22 protein-coding genes are annotated in these 23,028 nt (G+C 64.3%); 13 read left to right on the top strand and 9 right to left on the bottom strand.

Features of this window, described 5'->3' with window-relative positions; all coding sequences use genetic code 11:
- Positions 1 to 133 precede the first annotated feature (133 nt).
- Both msrP and AAA969_RS06775 read left to right on the top strand, forming a co-directional pair.
- Positions 134 to 1,126 carry a protein-methionine-sulfoxide reductase catalytic subunit MsrP gene (gene msrP, locus AAA969_RS06780; RefSeq protein ID WP_338244938.1) on the top strand — a complete coding sequence of 331 codons (993 nt, stop codon included), beginning with the start codon at positions 134 to 136 and terminating at the stop codon, positions 1,124 to 1,126.
- Positions 1,127 to 1,149: 23 nt separating this feature from the next.
- Entirely contained in the window at positions 1,150 to 1,824 is a 675-nt protein-coding gene (locus AAA969_RS06775; RefSeq protein WP_338244936.1) for a sulfite oxidase heme-binding subunit YedZ, read from the top strand.
- Here the strand turns inward: AAA969_RS06775 and AAA969_RS06770 are convergent.
- Positions 1,764 to 2,249 carry a hypothetical protein gene (locus tag AAA969_RS06770; protein ID WP_338244934.1) on the bottom strand — a complete coding sequence of 162 codons (486 nt, stop codon included), beginning with the start codon at positions 2,247 to 2,249 and terminating at the stop codon, positions 1,764 to 1,766. The genes AAA969_RS06775 and AAA969_RS06770 overlap by 61 nt on opposite strands.
- A gap of 113 nt (positions 2,250 to 2,362) precedes the next feature.
- Here AAA969_RS06770 and AAA969_RS06765 point away from each other — a divergent pair, with 113 nt between their 5' ends.
- From AAA969_RS06765 to AAA969_RS06755, 3 genes are all read left to right on the top strand, one after another.
- Positions 2,363 to 3,487: a M14 family metallopeptidase gene (locus tag AAA969_RS06765; protein ID WP_425325039.1), complete on the top strand. Its 1,125-nt coding sequence runs from the start codon at positions 2,363 to 2,365 to the stop codon at positions 3,485 to 3,487.
- 3 nt (positions 3,488 to 3,490) lie between these two features.
- Positions 3,491 to 3,937, top strand: a complete 447-nt coding sequence (locus AAA969_RS06760) for a YaiI/YqxD family protein (protein ID WP_338244930.1) — start codon at positions 3,491 to 3,493, stop codon at positions 3,935 to 3,937.
- Positions 3,938 to 4,058: 121 nt separating this feature from the next.
- The gene (locus AAA969_RS06755) at positions 4,059 to 5,924 is read left to right on the top strand and encodes a M2 family metallopeptidase (RefSeq protein ID WP_338244928.1); all 1,866 of its coding nucleotides are present in this window, start codon (positions 4,059 to 4,061) and stop codon (positions 5,922 to 5,924) included.
- Between the two features lie 86 nt (positions 5,925 to 6,010).
- Here the strand turns inward: AAA969_RS06755 and AAA969_RS06750 are convergent, their stop codons facing one another.
- Positions 6,011 to 6,595 carry a HupE/UreJ family protein gene (locus AAA969_RS06750; RefSeq protein ID WP_338244926.1) on the bottom strand — a complete coding sequence of 195 codons (585 nt, stop codon included), beginning with the start codon at positions 6,593 to 6,595 and terminating at the stop codon, positions 6,011 to 6,013.
- Between the two features lie 162 nt (positions 6,596 to 6,757).
- Here AAA969_RS06750 and kynA point away from each other — a divergent pair, with 162 nt between their 5' ends.
- The 5 genes from kynA to AAA969_RS06725 all read left to right on the top strand — a co-directional run bounded on the left by kynA (position 6,758) and on the right by AAA969_RS06725 (position 11,311).
- Positions 6,758 to 7,606, top strand: a complete 849-nt coding sequence (gene kynA / locus AAA969_RS06745; protein ID WP_338244924.1) for a tryptophan 2,3-dioxygenase — start codon at positions 6,758 to 6,760, stop codon at positions 7,604 to 7,606.
- Between the two features lie 10 nt (positions 7,607 to 7,616).
- The gene (kynB, locus tag AAA969_RS06740; RefSeq protein ID WP_338244922.1) at positions 7,617 to 8,246 is read left to right on the top strand and encodes an arylformamidase; all 630 of its coding nucleotides are present in this window, start codon (positions 7,617 to 7,619) and stop codon (positions 8,244 to 8,246) included.
- Positions 8,243 to 9,472, top strand: a complete 1,230-nt coding sequence (gene kynU / locus AAA969_RS06735; RefSeq protein ID WP_338244920.1) for a kynureninase — start codon at positions 8,243 to 8,245, stop codon at positions 9,470 to 9,472. Before kynB ends, kynU begins: the two co-directional genes overlap by 4 nt.
- Positions 9,473 to 9,607: 135 nt before the next feature.
- Entirely contained in the window at positions 9,608 to 9,874 is a 267-nt protein-coding gene (locus AAA969_RS06730; protein WP_338244918.1) for an Lrp/AsnC ligand binding domain-containing protein, read from the top strand.
- A 51-nt stretch (positions 9,875 to 9,925) separates the two neighbouring features.
- Positions 9,926 to 11,311: an L-serine ammonia-lyase gene (locus AAA969_RS06725; protein WP_338244916.1), complete on the top strand. Its 1,386-nt coding sequence runs from the start codon at positions 9,926 to 9,928 to the stop codon at positions 11,309 to 11,311.
- Positions 11,312 to 11,442: 131 nt separating this feature from the next.
- On the opposite strand, the gene AAA969_RS06720 is transcribed toward AAA969_RS06725, so the two are convergent.
- Genes AAA969_RS06720 through AAA969_RS06710 form a run of 3 tightly spaced genes read right to left on the bottom strand, consistent with a single transcriptional unit; the run spans position 11,443 to position 13,781 of the window.
- Positions 11,443 to 12,102, bottom strand: a complete 660-nt coding sequence (locus tag AAA969_RS06720; RefSeq protein WP_338244914.1) for a CoA transferase subunit B — start codon at positions 12,100 to 12,102, stop codon at positions 11,443 to 11,445.
- Positions 12,102 to 12,806, bottom strand: coding sequence for a CoA transferase subunit A (locus AAA969_RS06715; protein ID WP_338244912.1), 705 nt, complete (start codon positions 12,804 to 12,806; stop codon positions 12,102 to 12,104). The genes AAA969_RS06720 and AAA969_RS06715 overlap by 1 nt, the downstream gene beginning before the upstream one ends.
- Positions 12,807 to 12,866: 60 nt before the next feature.
- A complete protein-coding gene (locus AAA969_RS06710; protein WP_338244910.1) occupies positions 12,867 to 13,781 on the bottom strand; it encodes a YihY/virulence factor BrkB family protein in 915 nt (304 codons plus the stop codon).
- Positions 13,782 to 13,861: 80 nt separating this feature from the next.
- Here AAA969_RS06710 and AAA969_RS06705 point away from each other — a divergent pair, with 80 nt between their 5' ends.
- Positions 13,862 to 14,854, top strand: a complete 993-nt coding sequence (locus AAA969_RS06705) for a helix-turn-helix transcriptional regulator (RefSeq protein WP_338244908.1) — start codon at positions 13,862 to 13,864, stop codon at positions 14,852 to 14,854.
- A 22-nt stretch (positions 14,855 to 14,876) separates the two neighbouring features.
- Here AAA969_RS06705 and AAA969_RS06700 read toward each other — a convergent pair whose 3' ends face one another.
- Complete coding sequence (locus tag AAA969_RS06700; protein WP_075189855.1) at positions 14,877 to 15,125, bottom strand: hypothetical protein; 249 nt, start codon at positions 15,123 to 15,125, stop codon at positions 14,877 to 14,879.
- A gap of 329 nt (positions 15,126 to 15,454) precedes the next feature.
- On the opposite strand from AAA969_RS06700, the gene AAA969_RS06695 reads away from it, so the two are divergent.
- Complete coding sequence (locus tag AAA969_RS06695; protein WP_338244904.1) at positions 15,455 to 16,633, top strand: pentapeptide repeat-containing protein; 1,179 nt, start codon at positions 15,455 to 15,457, stop codon at positions 16,631 to 16,633.
- 26 nt (positions 16,634 to 16,659) lie between these two features.
- On the opposite strand, the gene AAA969_RS06690 is transcribed toward AAA969_RS06695, so the two are convergent.
- A complete protein-coding gene (locus tag AAA969_RS06690) occupies positions 16,660 to 17,751 on the bottom strand; it encodes a CaiB/BaiF CoA-transferase family protein (protein WP_338244902.1) in 1,092 nt (363 codons plus the stop codon).
- 80 nt (positions 17,752 to 17,831) lie between these two features.
- Here AAA969_RS06690 and AAA969_RS06685 point away from each other — a divergent pair, with 80 nt between their 5' ends.
- Positions 17,832 to 19,163: a hypothetical protein gene (locus AAA969_RS06685; protein ID WP_338244900.1), complete on the top strand. Its 1,332-nt coding sequence runs from the start codon at positions 17,832 to 17,834 to the stop codon at positions 19,161 to 19,163.
- Here AAA969_RS06685 and mfd read toward each other — a convergent pair.
- Together mfd and AAA969_RS06675 are read right to left on the bottom strand one after the other, a co-directional pair.
- Entirely contained in the window at positions 19,160 to 22,648 is a 3,489-nt protein-coding gene (gene mfd / locus AAA969_RS06680) for a transcription-repair coupling factor (protein ID WP_425325038.1), read from the bottom strand. The two genes, AAA969_RS06685 and mfd, sit on opposite strands and share 4 nt — an antisense overlap.
- 44 nt (positions 22,649 to 22,692) lie before the next feature.
- Positions 22,693 to 22,986: a succinate dehydrogenase assembly factor 2 gene (locus tag AAA969_RS06675; protein ID WP_047161424.1), complete on the bottom strand. Its 294-nt coding sequence runs from the start codon at positions 22,984 to 22,986 to the stop codon at positions 22,693 to 22,695.
- Between the last annotated feature and the right edge of the window lie 42 nt (positions 22,987 to 23,028).

The following is a 23,028-nucleotide window of genomic DNA, read 5'->3' as shown; positions in this document are numbered from 1 at the left end:
GGCCCTCGCCGCGGTCAAATCGAGGCGCGTCGGGATGACGTGACTGCACGGAAACATCACAAATCCGTGGAGGGGGAAGACGTCAGCGGGAATTGCCCTAGTTTCAGGTGAAAGCAGGCACGGATACCAACCCATGTTCATTCGCAAGAACCGCCCCTGGCAGAGCCGCGAGGCCGATGTCACCCCGAAAGGCCTCTATCTCAACCGGCGCAGCATCATTGCCTCCGGCGGCGCTCTGGCGTTGACCGGTCTGGCAGGCTGCGAGGCCCAATCGGGCGGATCGAGCACGGCTCAGGCACCCGCAGCCACGGGGACCCGGCCAACATCCGGCGCCCTGGACTATCGCGCGACCGACTACACCGTCGCCGATCCCCAGACTCCCTATCCCGCCGTTACCGGCTATAACAATTTCTACGAATTCGGCATCGGCAAGGATGAGCCGGCCCGCTATGCCGGCGCGATGACCACCGATCCGTGGTCGATCGAGGTCGAGGGCCATGCCGGGCGCACGGGCCGGTTTGCGCTTGAGGATGTGGTCGATTTCACCAATCTTGAAGAGCGGATCTATCGCCTGCGCTGTGTCGAGGCCTGGTCGATGGTCGTGCCCTGGGTCGGCGTTCCGCTGTCGCGTGTGCTGGCCTCTTTCGAACCGACCTCGGACGCCCGTTATATCCAGTTCGAAACCCATCTGGATCGCGACGAGATGCGGGGCACACGCTATCGCGTGCTTGACTGGCCCTATGTCGAGGGTCTGCGCATGGATGAGGCGATGAACGAGCTCGCCTTCCTCGCGGTTGGCCTCTATGGCGAGGTTCTGCCCAACCAGAACGGCGCTCCGGTTCGTCTCGTGGTGCCGTGGAAATATGGCTACAAGTCGATCAAGTCGATTTCCAGGATCCGCTTTGTCTCCGAGCAGCCGGATACCAGCTGGAACCTGTCGGCGCCGCATGAATACGGCTTTTATTCCAACGTGAATCCGAACCGCGCCCACCCGCGCTGGAGCCAGTCGTCGGAGCGTGTCATCGGCGGCAATGTGTTTGCCCGACGTGATACCGAGATGTTCAACGGCTATTCCGAGCAGGTCGCTCACATGTATGCGGGCATGGACCTGATCGAGAACCATTAGGCCGGACCGGATCAGGCAAAGGCATGGCCCGTCATCCCGCCCTGCGGACATTCCGCCGCCATATCATGAAGCCGCTGGTCTTCTGGCTGCTGGCCATGCCTGGCCTGTGGCTGGGCTGGCAGTGGACGCTGCTCCTGACCAGGCAGGCACATGATCTCGGTTTCAATCCGATCGAGACCACCCACCGCTTTCTGGGCGATACGGCGATCCTCATCCTGCTGATTTCACTGGCGGTGACACCGGTACGCGATCTTACGCGGTGGGGTCCGGTCATGATGATCCGGCGCCGCATCGGGCTGGCCGCTTTCTGGTACGCCCTGCTGCACATCCTCGCCTATCTGGTGCTCGACCTCTTCATCGAGGCCGGCACGGCAACCGGCGCCCTGGCCGCCCTGTGGCGCGATGTGACCGACCGCATCTACATCACGCTCGGCATGAGCGCCTTCGTGCTGCTGATCCCGCTGGCGATCACCTCATTCAACCGGATGCAGCGCTGGCTCGGCGGGCAACGCTGGCAAGGCCTGCACCGCCTCGTCTACCCGCTCGCCATTCTGGCGGTCTTTCACCACGGCTTCATGGTCAAGGGCAACCAGCTCGGCCCCTGGATCCATGGCGGCATTCTGGCCGTCCTGCTCGGCTATCGACTGGTCGGGATGATCGCACGCAAAAGCCCGCATCCGAGCGCCAGGGCTTCCTGACGCTTGAGGGTCAGCAAGGTCAGGCAGGACAGCCAGACGAGGCAAGCCGCCACGAAAAGCCCGCCGCCATCTGAATTGGGATCAATGCCAAGCGGCGTGAACAGGTGGAAGCTGATTGCGCCGCTCATGATGGCAAGACCGAGTGCACTGCCCAGCACCTGAAACCGCCGGAAGGCCGGTATAAATCCAATCAATAGCAATGCCGAAGCAATGAGTTCTGCCGATCCGATCACGTATTGGCTGAAGAGGCCGGTGTGATCAAACAGGCCCGGCGCACCGAGGCTGGCGGCCCAGTCGTCGAGACGCCCGAAGATCACCCGGGTTTCGGGCGCGTCGGTGAACTTGTAGCGCAGCGAGTCAAGAAAGATCGCCGAAATGAAAAGCGGCAGTCCAAAGCGGACTGCGCGGGATAGCCAGATCATCATGTATGTATCTCCCGAGCCTCGACGCAGGCGCGCCGTCGATTGACGGCGGGATATGGTCTATCAACCTCACAAGCGAGTCACGCTTTAGCGAGAAATCGGAGACCATTATGGGCCTGCACATCACCGACGCCTTCGACAGCGGCAATATCGAGGTCCTCGACGCGGCCGATCCCCGCCGGATCCGGCTCGAGATTCGCAAGGATAACGGCTCGGACTTCTATCAGTGGTTCCATTTCCGGGTCACCGGCGCGATGGGCGAACAGCTTTCCATGGCGATCGAGAATGCCGGTGGCGCCGCCTATCTGGAAGGCTGGCCTGACTATCGCGCCTGTGCGTCCTATGACCGCGAGACCTGGTTCCGGGTCGACACCGAGTATGCCGACGGGGTCCTCACCCTGCACCATCTGGCCGAGGCCGACACGGTCTGGTTTGCCTATTTTGCACCTTTCTCGATGGAGCGTCACCAGGACCTGATCGCCTCGGCCCAGCTCCACCATGCGGTCGAGCTGGAAGTGCTCGGCGAGACCCTCGACGGTCAGCCCATCGACCTGTTGACGGTGGGTGAGGCAGACAGCGCGACCCGGACGATCTGGGTCACGGCGCGCCAGCATCCCGGCGAGACCATGGCGGAATGGTGGATGGAGGGCTTCCTCGCCCGACTGCTCGATGATGATGATCCGGTCGCGCGCAAGCTGCGCGGTCACGCGGTCTTCCATATCGTGCCCAACATGAACCCGGACGGCTCGAAGCGCGGCCATCTGCGCACCAATGCCAAGGGCATCAATCTCAACCGGGAATGGGACAAGGCCAGCCTGGAAAACTCGCCGGAGGTCTTTCACGTCCTCAATCGCATGCGCGCAACCGGGATCGATCTGGCGCTCGACGTCCACGGTGACGAGGCCCTGCCCTACAACTTCATCGCCGGCGGCGAAGGTGCGCCCAATTTCGACCAGCGCGGACAGGACCTGCTCGATGGCTACAAGGACGCCCTTTGCCTCGCCAGCCCGGACTTCCAGACCGAGCATGGCTATGATGTCGACGCGCCGGGCACCGCCAACCTCTCGGTCTGCACCAATTATCTCGCCAATGAATTCAAATGCCTGGCGATGACGCTGGAAATGCCCTTCAAGGACAATGCAGACCTGCCCGACCCGGAATACGGCTGGTCACCCGAGCGTTGCCGCAAGCTCGGCGCTGCCAATCTCGATGCCATGCTGGCCCTGGTGACCGAGCTCTAGACGATGACGATTTATGTCGATGCCGATGCCTGTCCGGTGAAGGACGAGATCATCCGGGTGGGCGAACGCCACCAGACCGAGATGCTGTTTGTCTGCGACGGCGGCCTGCGCCGACCGAATTCGCAATGGGCGCGGCTGGTGATCGTCGAAGGGCGGCTGGATGCGGCCGATGACTGGATCGCCGAAAATATAGGGCCGGGCGATGTCTTCGTGACCGCCGATATTCCGCTGGCGGATCGCTGCATCAAGGCCGGGGCGATCGGGATTGATCCGCGCGGCAAGGCCTGGACGGCGGATAATATCGGCGCCTCTTTGGCGACCCGGAACTTGATGACAGACCTGCGGGAGGCCGGGGCCGTGACCAGTGGGGCCAAGCCTTTCGGCCCGAAGGACCGTTCGGCCTTTCTCGACGGCATGGAACGCGTCATGCGCGCGGCAGCGGCCGGATAGCGCCGGTTTTGGCGCTCCGGGTCCGCAATCGCGGCAAGATTACTTGACCTGCATGCCCAGCATCGCAGGATGGTGGCCGGTAATTATTCCTGCCGCTTGGCGGCAGACGGGGAGAGAAATCATGAAACGTTTGATGACGGGCGTCGCTTCCGGCGCCCTTCTGGTCCTTCTGGCCGGATGCAGCGCGCCGGGCACCGATCCGGCCGCCGACAGCGCGGCGACCGCAACCCCTGATTCGGGTGCCGCCGCACCAACCGTCGCGGATGCGGCGCAATTCCTCAGCGATGCGGAAGACGAGCTGCGCGCATTCAGCGAGTTCGGCAGCCGCACCGCCTGGGTTCAGAACAACTTCATCACCTATGACACCAACTGGCTGCTTGAGCGCATGTCGACGCAGGGCACCGAGATGTCCGTGCGCCTCGCCACCGAGACCGCGCGCTTCAATGATCTCGACCTGACTACCGAGATGTCGCGCAAGATGAATGTCCTGCGGGCCGGCATCACCCTGCCCGCCCCGTCTGACAGCGCTGCCGCCGCGCGCCTGTCAGAGCTGACGACGCGCATGGGTTCGGCCTATTCAACCGGGCTGATGGAAATCGACGGCGAGATGGTCGACCATAACGAGCTGGAAAACATCATGCGGACCAGCCGCGACCCGGAATTCCTGTCGCATGTCTGGACCGGCTGGCGTGACAGCTATGACCCCGAGCAGATGGCCACCGACTATGCCGAAATGGTCGAGATCGCCAATGCCGGCGCCCGCGATCTCGGCTTCTCCGATCTCGCCGAAATGTGGCTCTCCAACTACGACATGCCGGCCGCCGAGATGGAAGCCGAAGTCGAACGCCTGTGGGGCCAGGTCGAGCCGCTCTACGAGCAGCTGCATTGTACGGTCCGGGCCGAGCTGAACGGTCTTTATGGCGATGAAGTCCAGCCCGCCGAGGGACCGATCCGCGCCGACCTGCTGGGCAATATGTGGGCCCAGTCCTGGGCCGCGCTGGCCGATGTCGCCTCCGTGAGCGATGCCGGGCCGGCCTATGACCTGACCCAGCTTCTGGTCGATGCCGATTATGACCCGATCCGCATGACCGAGACGGCGGAGAGTTTCTTTACCTCCCTCGGCATGGAAGAGCTGCCGGACACCTTCTGGGAGCGCTCCCTGATCGTGCAGCCGCGCGATCGCCAGGTCGCCTGCCACGCTTCAGCCTGGAATCTCGACAGTGTCGACGATCTGCGCATCAAGATGTGCACGCGCGTCACCGCCGACGACTTCGTCACCGTGCACCACGAGCTCGGCCACAATTTCTACCAGCGGGCCTATAACCAGCAGGATTTCCTGTTCCAGAACGGTGCCCATGACGGCTTCCACGAGGCAATCGGCGACTTCATCGCCCTGTCGGTGACGCCGGATTATCTGGTCCAGATTGGTCTGCTCGATCCGGCCGATGTGCCCGACGCGTCAGCGGATCTCGGCCTGTTGATGGATACCGCGCTCGACAAGATCGCCTTCCTGCCGTTCGCCATCATGATGGACCAGTGGCGCTGGCAGGTGCTGCGCGGCGAGATTCAGCCGGAGGATTATAACGAGGCCTGGTGGGAGCTTCGCCAGAGCTATCAGGGCATCGTGCCGCCGACCGAGCGCGGCGAGAACGCCTTCGATCCGGGCTCGAAATACCACATCGCCAACAATGTGCCTTACCTGCGCTACTTCCTGAGCTTCATCATGCAGTTCCAGTTCCACCAGGCGGCCTGCGAGATGGCCGGCTGGGAAGGCCCGCTGCACCGCTGCTCGATTTACGGCAATGAGGAAGTCGGCGCGCGCTTCAACGCCATGATGGAAATGGGGGCATCGCAGCCCTGGCCGGACGCGCTGGAAGCCTTCACCGGGACCCGCGAAATGGATGGCTCGGCCATCATCGCCTATTTCGAGCCGCTGATGCTCCACCTGCAGGAGCAGAACGCGACCCGCGATTGCGGTTGGGACTGATCGGTTCGATCTGGACTGACACGCGTGTGACACGGAAAAGGCGGCTCCATCGGGGCCGCCTTTTTCATGTTTCGAACGCTGTGTCGCTAGCCGCCAAGGAAAACCCGCTCAACGGTCCACCACAGGGCCATCAGCGCGATGGCACCCGAAGCGAGGCGGACCAGCCACGGATACCAGTCCGCATCGGCAAAGCGGTGCAGGATCAGCCAGCAGGTGCCGATAATGGTCAACTGGCCCGCCTCGACCCCGACATTGAAGCTGAGCAGCGAGGGCAGGATCTGGTCCTGCGGCAAACCGTAATCGGCCAGCACGCCGGCAAAGCCGAGGCCGTGGAACAGGCCAAAGCCGAAGACGATGGCGGGGCGCCAGCGGGTCATGTCCTTGAAGACGAGGTTCTCGATCGCCACGAACGCAATCGAGAGCGCGATGATCGGCTCGACGATGGCGGGGTCGAGACGCAGATAACCCAGCGTCGCGAGGCCGAGGGTCAGCGCATGCGCAAGGGTGAAGGCGGAGATCTGCCAGATCAGCGGCTTGAGCCGGGTCGAGGCAAAGAACAGCGCCAGCACGAACAGGATATGATCCAGCCCCATCGGCAGGATGTGGAGATAGCCTTGGCGCAGATAGAGCGCGATCACGTCCCAGACCGTCTGTTCAACAGCGGCTTCCATACTGCTCTCCCCATGTCTGAGCGCAAACTAGGCACGGCGCGCGCCCGCTTCAAGCGAGCCGCGCGGTTGCCAGTCGGGCTGCTTAACCCCTAAACCTCAGGGCAACGACGACGGCGCTGGCGAGTCGATCCGACCCGCCGCCGGAGAACGGGGAGTTGCGGCATGAGCGAGACATTCTCGTCCCGTGTGGATGTATCCGGCGAGGATATCCACTGGGACTTCAAGGACGAGATGTCCTATGGCGGCTATCTCGCCCTGGACACGCTCCTCGCGGCACAAAAACCGCTGACCGACGAGCATGACGAAATGCTCTTCGTGGTGATCCATCACGTCGCCGAATTGTGGATGAAGCTGCTGCTGCACGAGACCGCCGGCGGACTGGCCGATCTGCGGGCCGACAATGCCGGCCCGGCGCTGAAAAAGTTCGCCCGGGTGAGCCGTATCCAGGAACAGCTGATCAAGGCCTGGGACGTGCTCGCGACGATGACGCCGGCCGATTATCTCGCCTTCCGCGACAAGCTGGGTGCCTCGTCCGGTTTCCAGTCCTTCCAGTATCGCACGCTGGAATACCGGCTCGGCAACAAGAACGCCGCCCTCGCCCGCGTCCATGCCAGCAATCCGCCGGCCTTCAAGATGGTCAATGAAGCGCTGCAAAGCCCCAGCCTGTGGGACGAGGCGCTGCGCTGGCTGGCCCGCAAGGGCTATGACCTGCCCGCCGACAAGCTCGAGCGTGACTGGTCGGAGCCCTATGAGGCCAGCGCCGCTGTCGAGGACGTCTGGCGCATGATCTATCGCGACAGCGAGACCCACTGGGAAGCCTATGAACTCGGCGAGAAGCTGGTTGATCTTGAGCACAAGTTCCAGCAATGGCGATTCAATCACATGAAGACCGTGGAGCGCATCATCGGGTATCGCCGCGGGACCGGCGGGACCGGCGGCGTGTCCTACCTGGTCAAGGCGCTCGATCTGCGTTTCTTCCCGGAGATCTGGACCGTCCGGACCTCGCTCTAGGCGGATGGCGATGCGCAGGATGTGGGACATTTCGCAAACGCTGCGGCCCGGCCTCCCGGTCTGGCCGGGAGATACCGCGTTCGCCTGCGAGGCGGTCTGGTCGATTGGTCCGGAGTGTCCGGTCAAGGTGTCCCGCCTCACCCTGTCCACCCATAGCGGTGCCCATGCCGATGCGCCCGGTCATTACGATCCGGACGGCCTTGATATCGCGGGGACGGATCTGGCCCCCTATCTGGGCCGCTGTGTGGTGGTGACCGCCCGCGGTGACGGCCCGCACGTGTGCCCCGAGGACCTTGACTGGGCCGCGATCGGTAGCGCCGAGCGGGTATTGATCCGGACCTATTCCGACTTTCCCCATGACCGCTGGGACTCCGGCTTCCGGGCCATTCAGGCCGAGACGATCGAACGTCTCGCCGCGTGCGGCTGCCGCCTGATCGGCGTCGATGCAGCCTCGCTCGACCCGGAAACCTCCAAGACGCTCGACGCTCATCATACGGTCCGCCGGCATGACATGCGGATCCTCGAAGGCCTGGTGCTTGATGATGTCCCGGACGGCGCCTACGAACTGATCGCCCTGCCCCTGAAAATCGCCGGCGCCGACGCGGCCCCGGTTCGCGCCATTCTGAGAGAGCTGCCATGAAAACCCTCGCCGACATACGGGCGCTCGACGCCGCTGATCCGCTGGCCGGTTTCCGCGCGCGCTTCACCCTGCCGGACGGCGTCATCTATCTGGACGGCAATTCACTGGGTGCCCTGCCGGTCGACGTGCCGGCGCGGATGGAGGATGTGATCCGGCGCGAATGGGGCGAGGACCTGATCCGCTCCTGGAACACCAATGACTGGATCAACGCGCCCGGCCGCCTCGGCGCCAAGATCGCCCGCCTGATCGGCGCCGGAGATGATGAGGTGATCGCGGGTGAATCGACATCCGTGAACATCTTCAAGGCCTTGTGCGCATGTATTCAACTCTCCCCCGGGCGTTCCATCATCCTCTCCGAGGCCGGCAACTTCCCGACTGACGCCTATATGATGGAGGGCATTGCAGCCTTCTCCGGTGGCCGTATCCGGCAGTCCCTGGTCGCCCGCGAGGCGATAGAGGACGCCCTGACCGAGGATGTCGCCGCCCTCCTTCTGACCCATACGCACTACAAGTCGGGCCAGTTGCACGACATGGCCGCCCTGACCCGCAAGGCGCACGCCAAGGGTATTCCGGTGATCTGGGATCTCAGTCACAGCGCCGGCGCGATGCCGGTATCGCTCAATGCTTTCGAGGCCGATTTTGCGGTCGGCTGCGGCTACAAATATCTCAATGGGGGGCCCGGCGCGCCGGCCTTCCTGTTTGCGGCCAAGCGCCATCACGACAAGATCTTCCCGGTCCTGTCCGGCTGGCTCGGCCATGCCCGTCCCTTTGCCTTCGATGATGGTTATGAAGCCGCACCCGGGATTGACCGCTTCCAGTGCGGCACGCCCGGCATTCTCGGCATGGCGGCACTCGAGGTCGGGCTCGACATCATGCTCGAAGCCGATATGGACGATGTCCGCGCCAAATCGCAGGCCCTGGGCGATCTCTTCATCGAGCTGGTGGAAGCCCGTCTCGACGGGTTCGAGCTGCGCAGTCCCCGCAATGCGGCCGAGCGCGGTTCCCAGGTCTCGATCGCCCACCCTGACGGCTATGCCATCATGCAGGCGCTGATCGCCCGCGGCGTGATCGGTGATTTCCGGGCGCCGGACATCCTGCGCTTCGGCTTCACGCCCCTTTATGTGAGCCATGAAGATGTCTGGACCGCCGTGGATACCCTCGCCGGGGTCATGCAGAGCGGTGAATGGCGGCAGGAGCGCTTCTCGGTCCGCTCTGCTGTGACCTGAGCCTGACCGTCTTCGCACTGGCGAAGGCCGGCCCGGTCTGATCACCAGCGGTTCAACCCGTCATCACTTGTCGATACTGTGCTCGGCAACCTTTGCTGCGCACGCGGCCAAGCGGCCGATCCGAAGGAGTTTGCCATGCGTCAATTCTACGTTTTCATCAAATGCGAGCTGGGCCACACCTATGATGTGGCGGCCAAACTCGTCGACAATCTCGACGAGGCGCCGATGGTGCATTCGATCTCCGGTGCCTTCGATCTGCTGGCCCGCTTCACGCTTCAGGACGAGACCGATATCGGCCGCTTCGTGAACCAGAAGGTCCAGACCATCGCCGGGATCAAGGACACGCAGACCATCATCTGCTTCAACGCCTTCACCCGCGATCAGGGACTCGGCGACAGCTAGGCCGTACTGCCCTTATCGCCTCGTCCCGTCCAGACCCAGAGAGCCCCTGCCATGCATTTCGGTGTTTTCGACCTCTTCAAGATCGGTATCGGCCCGTCGAGCTCCCACACGGTGGGGCCGATGAAGGCGGCCAAGGTCTTTGTTGAACGGGTGCTGGCCGAGGCCAACGGCAAGGCCGTCGCGCGGATCGAGACCGAACTTTATGGCTCGCTCGCGCTGACCGGGCTGGGCCATGGCACGGACACGGCGGTTCTCCTCGGTCTGGAGGGCAGCGATCCGGCGCGGATCAACCCGGACACGATCGCCGACCGTCTCGCCCGGATCCGCGAGGAGAAAACCCTCAAGCTGACTGATGGCCAGGTGGTCGCCTTCAACGAACGGGCCGATCTCGATTTCCGGGGCGATATCCGTCTCCCCTTCCACTCCAATGCCATGAAATTCCGGGCCCTCGACGAGGCTGGCGACGTCCTGCGCGAGGAGATCTGGTATTCCATCGGCGGCGGCTTTGTCATCGACGAACAGGAGGCCGGACGCAATTCGGCCGCGGACGTGAAGGAAGGCGAACCCTTCCCCTTCAACTCGGCCGCCGAACTGCTGGAAATCGGCGAGCGCGAGGGCCTCTCGATCCACCGCATCATGCTCGCAAACGAGCGCACCTTCCTGCCCGAGGACACCATTCGCGCCGGCGTTGATGGTCTGTGGCGGGCCATGGAGGACTGTATCGACCGGGGCCTGAAGCAGGATGGCATCCTGCCCGGCGGGCTGAACGTGAGGCGGCGTGCGCCGAAGCTGTACCGTGATTTGGTCGCCGAGCCGGTCGATCCCAAGAAGGACCCGCTCGCGGCGATGGACTGGATCAATCTCTGGGCGATGGCGGTCAATGAGGAAAACGCTGCCGGCGGACGCGTGGTGACAGCGCCGACCAATGGCGCGGCCGGCATCATTCCGGCGGTGGCCCGCTATTTCGACAAATACCATCGCGATCAGGACGATGAGGAAGCCCTTCAGCGTTTCTTCCTGACCGCTGCCGCCATCGGCTCGCTCTACAAGAAGAACGCCTCCATCTCCGGCGCCGAAGCCGGTTGTCAGGGGGAAGTCGGTGTCGCCTGCTCGATGGCCGCCGCCGCCCTCGCCGCCGCGATGGGTGCCAACAACGCCCAGATCGAGGATGCCGCCGAGATCGGCATGGAGCACAATCTCGGCCTGACCTGTGACCCGGTCGGTGGCCTGGTGCAGATCCCGTGCATCGAGCGCAACGCCATCGGTGCGATCAAGGCGATCGATGCCGCGCGACTGGCGCTCCGGGCGACCTCGTCGGACATGAAGGTTTCGCTCGACCAGGTTATCGAGACCATGCGTCAGACCGGCGTCGACATGCAGGAAAAGTACAAGGAAACCAGCCAGGGCGGGCTGGCCGTCAATGTGGTTGCGTGCTGATTCTGTCGCGCCGACAGGCTCGCCTGGTTTTGGGACTGGCCGCATGCAAAAGGGTCGCCCCGCAAGGCGGAGCAACCCTTTCCTGTCATTTCAGGCCTGACTGGGAGGCCCGCCGGCAATGTGGGTAAGGCTCAGGCCGCTTCGTGCTGGACCAGCGAACCGGAAACCCGGTACTTCGCCTCGGTCTGCTCGGCGACAAGCTCCAGCGTTGCGTCAGGCGCCAGCTCGATCAGTTCCAGACCATCCTCGACCACATCAAACACGCCCAGCGTGGTGATGATGCGGTGGACGCAGGCCTGACCGGTCAGCGGCAGGGTGCATTCCTTGAGCAGCTTGGGCTCACCGGCCTTGTTGGCGTGATCCATGATCACCACAACCCGCTTGACGCCGGCGACGAGATCCATCGCGCCGCCCATGCCCTTGACCAGCTTGCCGGGGATCATCCAGTTGGCGATATCGCCGGTCTCGGAGATCTCCATTGCACCCAGGATCGAAAGATCGATATGACCGCCGCGGATCATGGCAAAGCTGTCGGCCGAGGAGAAATAGCTCGTGCGGCGCAGCTCGGTGATGGTCTGCTTGCCGGCATTGATCAGGTCGGCATCGACCTCGTCGTCATAGGGGAACGGCCCCATGCCCAGCATGCCGTTTTCCGACTGCAGGGTGACGTCGATATCCTCGGCAATATGGTTGGCGACCAGCGTCGGGATGCCGATGCCGAGATTGACGTAGAAACCGTCCTTCAGTTCCCGGGCGGCACGAGCCGCCATTTCATCACGGGTCCAGGCCATTATGCGACCTCCCTTTCGCGAATGGTGCGTTGCTCGATGCGCTTTTCGAAACTGCCGACAAACAGGCGCTGGACGAAGATGCCCGGCGTGTGGATCTCGTCCGGGTTCAGCTCACCCAGCTCGACGATTTCCTCGACCTCGGCCACGGTGACCTTGCCGGCCGTCGCCATCATCGGGTTGAAATTGCGCGCAGTCTTGCGGAAGACGAGATTGCCCTGCGGGTCGGCCTTCCAGGCCTTGACGATGGAGACGTCGGCCTTCAGTCCGGTCTCCATGATATAGGTCTCGCCGTCGAACTCGCGATGCTCCTTGCCCTCGGCGATCAGCGTGCCGACGCCGGTCTTGGTGAAGAAGCCCGGAATGCCTGCGCCGCCAGCGCGGATGCGCTCGGCCAGCGTGCCCTGCGGGTTGAATTCCAGCTCCAGCTCACCAGACAGGAATTGACGCTCGAACTCCTTGTTCTCACCGACGTAGGAGGAGATCATTTTCCGGATCTGCTTGGCGTCCAGCAGCACGCCGAGGCCGAAGCCGTCGACCCCGCAATTATTCGAGATCACGGTCAGGTCCTTGACGCCAGCCTTGTGCAAGGCGGCGATGGAATTTTCCGGAATGCCACACAGGCCGAACCCTCCGGCCATCAGCGTCATCCCGTCGAAGACCAGACCGTCAAGCGCGGCCTGGGCGTCGGCAAATACCTTTTTCATGCGAACCCCGTTTCGAAGTTGATATTCGGTTCATGTTTATATCGCGACAGCGCCAAATAGCTAGCCCGACACTGTCAGCGCGACACGCGCCTCGCGCGCGGCGCGAATGCGGGTGTCGATCTCGATCGCCAGCGCACCGCCGAAGAAGACCGCATAGGCGGACCAATAAATCCACAGCAGGAAGACGACAAGGGCACCAAGCGAGCCATAGACGCTGAAATCGATCACCTGGCCGACATAGGCGGAAAAGCCCTTGGACAAGCCGAGCCACAAGCCCGTCGCGACCAGGGCGGCGACCGTGGACGCCCGCCAACCCACCGCTTCACTGCGTTTGCGCATGGTGACACGATAGAGCAGCTCGAGCGCGATGAACATGAAGGCCGCCGACGAGGTCCATTCATTGACCACAAAGCCGAGGTCGAGCGGATCCAGCCCCAGCATGACAAACAGCCGAGCCAGCAGGACCGGGATGAGCAGTACGGCGAGATTGGCCGCAGTCAGCAGCGCGCCTCCGACCAGGACGCTGAGCATCGCAAGGATGTTGAAGTGCAGGATATTGCGGATGTCGCGGTCCTCGGCCATGTGATTGAGCCCGGCAATGATTGCCTTGGCACCACGCGAGGCCGCGAACAGGGCGATCGCCAGGGCAATGGCGCCGTTGAAGGACAGGGCTGCAATCGGGGCGTCGGCGAGCCGGCCCATCTGTCCCAGGACAAAGTCCTGGGCGCCGGCGGGCATGATCTCCGCCAGACGGCCAATCTGCTGCTCGGCGTCCTCGACCGAGAACAGGAGGCCATAGACCGACATCGCCAGCGCGATCGCCGGGAACAGTGCGAGCATCCCGAAAAAGGACGCGCCGCCCGCAAACAGCATGACATCGCGCGCCATCGCGCGGCTGATGGCGGCAATGATGACCCGCACGACGCGGATCACGGGCTGCAGATAGGGAGGAAGCGGGTTGAGTGGCGGGTTCATGTCTTGTCGAATGCAATTGACGCGCCGCTGAGTCTACCAGATTGCTCGCCTCGGGCGCGCCCGGAAATCAGGAAAGCTGCATGTCTTTTTCCAAAGCCGTTGATCTGCTCCGCCTGGCGCGGATGGCCAGCAATTTCGGCGGCGTCTCACTGACTGAGATCGAGGCCGAGTTCGGCTGCGTCCGGCGCACCGCCCAGCGCATGACCCAGGCGCTCGAGCAGGTCTTCCCGGACACCGAGGATCATGTCGATGGCGAGGGCGTCAAGCGCTGGCGGGTGCCGCGACGGCGCGTGGGCGAGTTCTTCGCCCCGCAGGCCGACGAGGTCGCCGCTCTCGAGCTGGCCTTTTCGACCCTGGAACGAGAGGGCCTGACCCGCGAGGCCGGGCAATTGCGCAATTTGCGCAACACCATTGACCTGCTGATGCCGGACAAGCGTCGCGCTGGTCTCGAGGCCGACGAGGAAGCGCTGCTGGAAGCCATGGGCCATGCCGCCCGCCCCGGCCCGCAACCGGCCTCCGACCCGCAGGTGGATGCGGCGATTGCCGAAGCGCTCAAGGGACCCTTCGTGCTGAGACTGCGTTATCGCGGACGCCGCGACGAGGCGGCCAAGGAACGCTGGATCGAGCCCTATGGACTGTTGCTCGGTGCCCGGCGCTACCTGGTCGGGCGCGACCGCAATCGCGAAGACGGTCATATGCGGCATTTCCGCGTCGAGGATATCGAGCAGGCCGAAGTCACCGCCGACTGGTTTGCCCGCGAGGACGGGTTTGACTTTGACGCCTATGCCAATCGCGCTTTCGGGGTGTTCCAGGACGAGCGCGAGTTCGGCGAGGTGGTCTGGCGCTTCACGCCTGCTGCCGCACCACATGCGGCCCGCTATCGCTTCCACCCGGCCCAGACCAGCGAGACCGGGGCGGATGGGTCCCTCACCGTGCGTTTCATGGCCTGTGGCTGGCTCGAGATGTGCTGGCATCTCTATGCCTGGGGTGATCAGGTCGAGGTGTTGGCGCCGCAGGCCCTCGCGGACATGGTCCGGGATCACCGCCGCAGCGATTTTCCCGGCCTGCCCTGATCACACCGACGGCCGGCGGATCTCAGCGAATCGCGATGCGGACGGTCTCGGCCGGCTGCCAGGACGGCATGGAATGGCCGTCCGAGGTGCTCATCGCCAGCTGGTAGCCCTTGTTCAAATAGCGGCAGACCGAGCGCAGGTCTTCCACATGCAGGCAGTCGATCTCGTCGCCGGGACGCTGCATGCGGTAGAACCCATCGCGGAACCGGTGCGGCACCACATTGCGCAGCCCGCTGACACCCTCGACATAAGCATTGATTGCAATGGCCATTTTGATCTCTCCGTCGGCTTTCGCTTCGTTGAGGATCACAATGACAGGGCACCCGGACAAAACCTGTCACCCCACCTGGGGCCCGGCTGCATGGGGCCGGACCGCATAAAGAAACGCCGGTCGTTGGGGGCGACCGGCGCTTCGGGGGTATTCTTTACGATACCGAGCCCAGCGAACGAGCGAGGGACTAAAAGGTGTCCGCTGATCTCGAGGTTGAAGATGGCGCAGCGGCCCTGAACCCGACATGAACGCTTTCCTGAACGTTTACCGGTCGTCTATTCTCTTGCGGTAATGCCCTGATTTCAAACCTTGTCGAACCGGACCCGTGCTTGCCCCAGACTGCCGCCTCCCCTCCTGTCGACCAGCCCGCCCTGGACCGGATCTGCGAGGCGCACCGCCGGTTGCTCGCGGGCGTCGAGGGCGGGAAACTCGCTGTCCTCGCCGGTCTTGATCTGAGCGGTCTGTCACTGGCCGGCCGCGATTTGCGCGATGCCGACCTTGCCGGGGCAAACCTGACCGGGGCGGACCTCACGGAAACGGATCTGCGCGGCGCCCGCCTGGCCGGCGCCAATCTGGTCGAGGCTCGACTGATTGCCTGCCTGCTCGACGGAGCGGATCTGCGCGGCTGTGATTTCACCAGCGCAGACATGACGGCCAGCCAGTGTGAAGGCGCCGATTTCCGGGAACTGGCCGACCTCACCCCCGTTGACGGACACCCGGTGGCCAAGAGCCGGCCGGCCCGGCTCGACGGCGCACAGCTGTCGGGATCGCGCCTTGATGGTGCGCGCCTCGCCGGAGTGAGCGCCCGCGGGGCACAGTTCGACGAGGCCAGCCTTGCCAGCACCCGCTTCAGCCGCGCCGATCTGACCGGCGCGGTGTTCGTCAATGCCGTCTTCGCCGGCACCGGATTCGCAAGCGCCGACCTGTCGCAGGCCGATTGCCGCAATACCGATCTGGATCAGGCCGCGATGATGATGGCCAAGACGACCGGCCTGCTGACCGGCGCCCTTCCTGATCAACCCGAGCGCTCAGAGCTTCCACCCGATACAGATCCGCGTTCGCCGCAACAGCGCATCGATGACCATGTCCGCCGCGTCAGAACCGATGGCCGCGAGGGTCAGCCGGCGCGACTGGACGGGCTCGATCTGCGCGCGGTCGAGGGCCTGGCGGGCAGCCCGCTGACCGCCTTGCATGCCGTCGGAGCCAATCTGTCCGGGCTCGACCTTCATGGGGCCGAGCTTCAGGGCGCGCGCCTCTCCGGAGCCGATTTGCGGCGCTGTGACCTGAGCGGGGCAGACCTGCGCGGCGCCGACCTTTCCGGAGCCAATCTCAGCCATGCGAGGCTTGTCGGTGCCCGGCTCGATCCACTGACCCTGGGCGGCGGACGCAACCTGGCCACCAACCTGACCGGCGCCCGCCTGCGGTTCTGTGACCTGCGCGGCACCCGCCTCGTCGAGGCGCGGACCGAAGGCGCTGATTTCCTGCACGCCCGTCGCGACCCGGCCTGACCCGACCGGATCGCTTGTATCGGGGGCTAGCCTTTGAGCCAGTCGGCCAGAACCGCCTCGCGGTCAGCACCCGGTGTCGGGGCAATCCCCTGGATCGCGCCCGGCGTCCGGGAGAAGCGCGGGGCCGGTGCGGCCTGACGGACACCCTCAACCTCGACATAAACGCCCCGCTCGACCATGTGCGGATGCTCGGCAGACTCGGCATAGGTCAGGACCGGCGCGAAACAGGCATCGCTGCCTTCCAAGAGGTCGCACCAGTGCTGGCGTGGCTGGGAGTTGAACAGGGCCGCCAATTCCTTTTTGGCCTCGGCCCAGCCCTTGCCGGACCAGTCAGCCGGCCAGGCCTGACCGTCAAACCCGGTCTTCTCGCACAGCAGGGCATAGAACTCCGGCTCCAGAGGACCGACCGAAATGAAGCCGCCATCGGCGCATTCATAGACGCTGTAGAAGTGCGCGGCGCCGTCGAGCAGATTGGTGCCCCGTTCGGGTGACCACAGACCGACTGCCGCCAGCTGGTGTTGCGAGGCCATCAGCGAGGTCGCGCCATCGACAATGGCGGCATCGACGACCTGTCCCTCGCCCGTGGCGCGGGCATGGTGCAGCGCGGCCAGAACGCCAAAGCCGAGATACATGGCGCCGCCGCCGAAATCACCGACGAGATTGAGCGGAATGGCCGGCTTCTCGATATCACCGATTGCACCCAGTGCACCGGTCAGGGCGATATAGTTGAGATCGTGGCCGGCGGCATGGGCCAGCGGGCCATACTGGCCCCAGCCCGTCATCCGGCCATAGACCAGCGCCGGGTTCCGCGCGAGCGCGATATCGGGGCCCAGACCCAGCCGTTCCATCACGCCCGGCCGGTAGCCTTCCAGCAGGATATCGGCGCTGGCGATCAGCTGCCGCGCGGTTTCCAGCTCGTCCTCATCCTTGAGATTGAGCGCCACCGAGCGCCGGCCGCGGCCAAGCACGTCTGCGGCGCCGAGGCCGTGGGCGCCGGGCCGGTCGATACGGACCACGTCTGCGCCCATGTCGGACAGCATCATGGCGCAGAACGGCGCCGGCCCCAGACCGACAAACTCCAGCACTTTAACCCCTTTTAGAGGACCTTGGGCTTTCATGGGGGATCACCTCTCGAATCGATTGTTTTGAAAGCGTGGCACTTGTGACAAACTCGCGAAACACCGGAGGACCGGGGATCATGGCTGGGGGACGTATGGGACGCGAACTCGACGTCCTGGTATTCGGTTTGTCCGACCGTGTGGGAGCGCTTGCTGAACAGCTTGGCCGCCTCGCACTGAATTGTCGCCTGGTGCGGGCCGACAGCCCGCCGGCGCGTCGGCATCACTACTGGTCGGTCGGCGTCATCCTCGCCGAATGCGACCGCGATGTTGAAGACGGCCTCAAGGCCTTCCAGCGCTTTGCCCCGGGCGAACGTCCGACGCTCGTCGTCGGACCGGAGAGTTTCGGGACGGATGACCAGGTCGATGCCTGGATCCGCGAACCGGCGCCGGCCGTCCAGATCGCGGCGCGCATCCGGGCCCTGTTCCGCTTGCATACAATGGAGATCATGGCCCGCCGCCGGACCGCAGTCAGCGCGCTCTATGGGCAGAAGCCCGGTCTCGTCGAACGTCAGGACCAGCCGCCCTGCGTGCTTTATGTCGGTGACGCTTCACCGCGCTTCATGGCGCTGCAACACACGCTGGCCTCGGCCAATGCGGAGATTGTTGCTGCCTTCTCATCCTATTCCGCCTTTGACTATCTCCACGAGCGCGCCTTTGACGCCGTCGTGCTGAACGCGGCCGGCAAGCGCGATATCGCCTTCACGATCTCGTCGGCGATGCGCCGCAATGCGCGCCTCTATCACACGCCCGTCCTGCTGCTCACCGATGATGTCGATCCGGACACCGCCGAGGAAGCCTTTGCCCGCGGCGTCTCCGACCTTCTGCCGCCGCAGACGCCTGATGACGAGCTGCGCGAACGGGTGCTCACCCTGACCGCCGAGCGTCGCCGTCGGCGCGAAGCCAAGGCGACCCTCGAGGCGTGCCGCGACACGCGCTCCCTCGATATCGAAACCGGGCTTTTTCACGCCGGCTATCTGATCTCGCATCTGCAGGACCTGCTGCAGGCGAGTGCGCGTGACGAGCTGAACTTCTCGGTCATCGCTCTCCAGGTCATGCTGCCGGAAGGCCGCGAGCGTCCTGACGATGTTTCGGCCGAGAAAGCGCGTCGTCAGTTTGCCGCCATGCTCCGGCACTTGCTGCGGACCGAGGACGCCGCTGCCCGGTTTGACGAGGACGTCTTCCTCGCAGCCCTGCCGTTCACGGACGCGACCGGGATTGATTCGGTTGCAGCGCGCGTTGCCGCGATCGCCGAATGCACGGCCTTTGAAGGCGATGATCCCTTGCGGCCCTTCCGTCTCACCGTCCGCGCGGCCCCGGTCCAGACCCGGCCGGGCGAGACAGCGGAGGCACTCGTCGAGCGCGCCGTGCGCAGCCTGGCCCGCCCTCACCCGGTTATCGCCAGCGCCTAGGCGCCAGCCGTTTCGGCTTGTCGTGCACGCATGGCAAGGTCGGCGAGCGGTGCCAGTGCCCGCTCGATGGCCCGCAACCGGTCTTCCGGCTCATCCCATTCCGCGCGCAGGACAATCTTGCGATCGGGACGGACCTTGAACAGGGCAGGATTGGCCGAGATGTGGGCGATCAGCCCCGCCGGATCGATAAAGCTGTCATTGCGCAGATGGATGACCGCACCCTTCGGTCCGGCATCGACCTTCTCGACCCCGGCCGTCTTGCACAGCGCCTTGACGGCGACCACACGCAGCAGGGTCTCGACCTCACGCGGCAACGGACCAAAGCGGTCAATCAGCTCGGCGGCGTAGGATTCGCGCTCGGTCTTGTTCTCCAGTGATGACAGACGGCGATAGAGTTGCAGGCGCACATCGAGGTCGGGCACGTAGTAATCCGGGATCAGCACGGCACCGCCGGCATTGATCTGCGGCGACCAGTCGCTCTCGTCACTCTCGTCACCACCAGAGCGCAGCGAGGCCACCGCCTCCTCCAGCATGGACTGATAGAGCTCCACGCCAACATCCTTGATGTGACCGGACTGCTCCTCGCCGAGCAGGTTGCCACCGCCGCGCAGATCCAGATCGTGCGAGGCCAGCGTGAAGCCGGCACCCAGCGAATCAAGCGATTGCATGACCTTGAGACGCTTCTCCGCACTCTCGGTGATCTTGCGGCGCATCGGTGTCGTCAGATAGGCATAGGCCCGGGTCTTGGACCGGCCGACGCGGCCGCGCAGCTGGTAGAGCTGGGACAGGCCGAACTGGTCGGCGCGGTGAACGATCAGCGTGTTGGCGGTCGGGATATCGATCCCGGATTCAACGATCGTGGTCGACAGCAACACGTCATAACGGCCCTCATAGAAGGCGGTCATGATGTCCTCGAGCTGGGAGGCCGCCATCTGCCCATGGGCCGCGACGAAGGTCACTTCGGGCACGCTTTCGCGCAGATAGCTGACGGTGTCTTCCAGGTCGGCAATGCGCGGCACGACAAAGAAGGCCTGTCCGCCCCGGTATTTCTCGCGCAACAGGGCCTCGCGGACGCTGACCGGGTCAAACGGCGCCACATAGGTACGAACCGCGAGACGGTCGACCGGTGGCGTGGCGATGATAGAAAGGTCGCGAATCCCGGTCAAAGCGAGCTGCAAGGTCCGCGGAATCGGCGTCGCAGTGAGCGTCAGGACGTGTACGTCGGAACGTAATTCCTTCAGCCTTTCCTTGTGCTTGACCCCGAAATGCTGCTCCTCGTCGACGATCAGCAGGCCGAGATCGCTGAACGTCACGGTCTTGGCCAGCAGGGCATGCGTACCGATCACGATCTCGACCTTGCCGTCGGCCAACTCCTCACGGGTGGCCTGGGCTTCCTTGGCCGTCACCAGACGCGAGAGAAGGCGCACCTTCACCGGCCAGCCACGGAAGCGATCGCTGAAGGTCTTGTAGTGCTGCCGGGCAAGCAAGGTCGTTGGCGCCACGACGGCCACCTGCTGGCCGCTCATGGCGACCACGAAAGCCGCGCGCAGGGCGACTTCGGTCTTGCCGAATCCGACATCGCCGCAAATCAGACGGTCCATCGGCCCGCCCCGCCCGAGATCGGTCAGGACATCGTCGATGGCGTTGAGCTGGTCGTCGGTTTCCGGATAGGGGAAGGCCGAGCAGAACTCATCGAAAATGCCGCTCGCCGGCTCAATCGGATCGGCCTTGCGGGCCAGACGTTCCGCCGCGATCTTGATCAGCTGGTCGGCCATGTCGCGCAGGCGCTTCTTGGCCTTGGCCTTGCGTGCCTGCCAGGCAACGCCGCCCAGCTTGTCGAGCTGCGCGGTCTCCGAGTCGGCGCCATAGCGCGACAGCAGCTCGATATTCTCCACCGGCAGGTAGAGCTTGGCCTGACCGGCATATTCCAGCTCGATGCAATCGTGTGGCGCGTCCTGCACCGGCAGGGTCTTCAGACCAATGAAGCGTCCCAGGCCATGATCGGCATGGATGACAAGATCGCCCGGCGACATTGATCCGGCCTCAACGATAATGTCTGCGGATCGCCGTTTCTTGCGGGGCCGGGCCAGCCGGTCACCGAGAATGTCCTGTTCCGAGAGGACGGCAAGGGTTTCGGTCTCGAAGCCCCGCTCCAAAGGCAGCACGGCGCGGCACACCCCGCCCTTGCCGCCGGAAGCGACATCGCGCCAGTTCTCGACCAGTGGGATCCGGGCAATGCCATGATCGCCGAGAACGCTTGAAAGACGTTCCGAGGCGCCACCGGTCCAGGAGGCCAGGAGGACCGTCTTGCCTGCCTCGCACAGCGCCTTGATATGGCCGGCCACGGCGTCAAAGACATTGGTGTTCTCGGCGCTGCGCTCAGCCGTGAAGCCGCGGCCCTGCTTGCCACCGATATCAATGCTCTGCGGCCCGGGCTCGCGGAAAGCCGTGTAGCGACGGACCGGACGTTCACCGAGGGCGCGCTCCCAGTCGTCCGTCGCAAAATAGAGGGCGTCGGCCGGCAAGGCCCGATAGGCCGGTGCCGAGAGCGCCGATTCGTGCCGTGTCTCACCGGCCGCAATGCGCGAGTCGTGATAATCCTTGATCTGGCTGAGACGCTCATCGAGCGCTTCATCAGCGAGGTGGTCGGTCGAGATCAGGGTGTTTTCGGGCAGATAGTCGAAGGGCGTTTCCAGCTGATCATAGAACAGCGGCATCCAGTGCTCGACGCCGGCCGGCCGGGCGCCAGCGCTGACCGCTTCATAGACCGGGTCGCCGCCGCGCACGGCGCCAAAGGTCTTCACGAAACCGGAGCGGAAACGCGAAATGCTCGCTTCGTCGAGAAGGACCTCACTCACCGGTGTGAATTCGATCCCCTTGAGCTGACGCAGCGAGCGCTGGGTCTCCGGGTCGAAGGCGCGGATCGATTCGAGCGTATCGCCGAAGAAGTCGAGACGGACCGGCTCGGCGGCGCCGGGGGGATAGACGTCGACGACACCGCCGCGCACCGCGAAATCGCCCGGCTCCATCACCGTCGCCGTGCGGGCATAGCCATTAACCGTGAAGTGGCGGGTCAGCTCGTCGATATCGACGGTGCCGCCGGGCCGCAGAGACAGTCCGGCCTGTTGCAGGACTTCGCGCGGCGGGCAGCGCTGGGCCATCGCGTTGACGGTGGTGACCACCAGTGTGGTCCCGGTCAGCGCTCCGGAGGCCAGCTTCGCCAGGGTCGCCGCGCGTCGGGCCGCGACCCGCGGGCTGGGCGAAATACGGTCATAGGGCTGGCAATCCCAGGCCGGCAGGCGCAAGAGCTCGGTATCCGGGGCGAAGAATTGCAGCGCGGCGACAAAGGCCGCAGCGCGCGAATCGTCACGGGCGATGAAGATATTGACGCCGCCACGCAGGCGCGCCGTGTCAGCAAAGACAAGGGCATCAAGGCCTTCCGGCGCGCCGCATACGGTCGCACGGCCATGCACCGCAGCGACCATCTCGATTTCGGATACGCCGGTCCGCGTCTCAGCTGCCACCGGTCCTATTCCTTCGGACCGTCGCCATAGGCCGCGTCGGCCTCGACGCGGAAGCCCCTGAGGGCCTCCATCACCGGGCCTTCAAAACGCTCCGGCGTCGGCTGCTTGCCAAGGATCCAGGCATAGATATCGGCGTCCAGCTCATCGAGCAGGGCCTCGAAGAAATCCAGCTCCTCCGGGGACAGCCCGTCGAGGTGGGAATCGGCATAGCGCCCGAGGATGAGATCGGCTTCCTTGAAGCCGCGCCGCCAGGCCCGGATGCGGAGTTTCTTGCGTTGGGTTTCGATGTGATCTGTCATGACGGGGGCATATAGTCCTCCCCATCGCCGTCGTCGACCGGT

It is taken from the genome of Maricaulis maris, assembly GCF_036322705.1.
GTDB classification, from domain to species: domain Bacteria; phylum Pseudomonadota; class Alphaproteobacteria; order Caulobacterales; family Maricaulaceae; genus Maricaulis; species Maricaulis maris_B.
The sequence above is the reverse complement of the archived record's forward strand: the minus strand, read 5'-3'. Positions and strand labels throughout refer to the sequence as shown.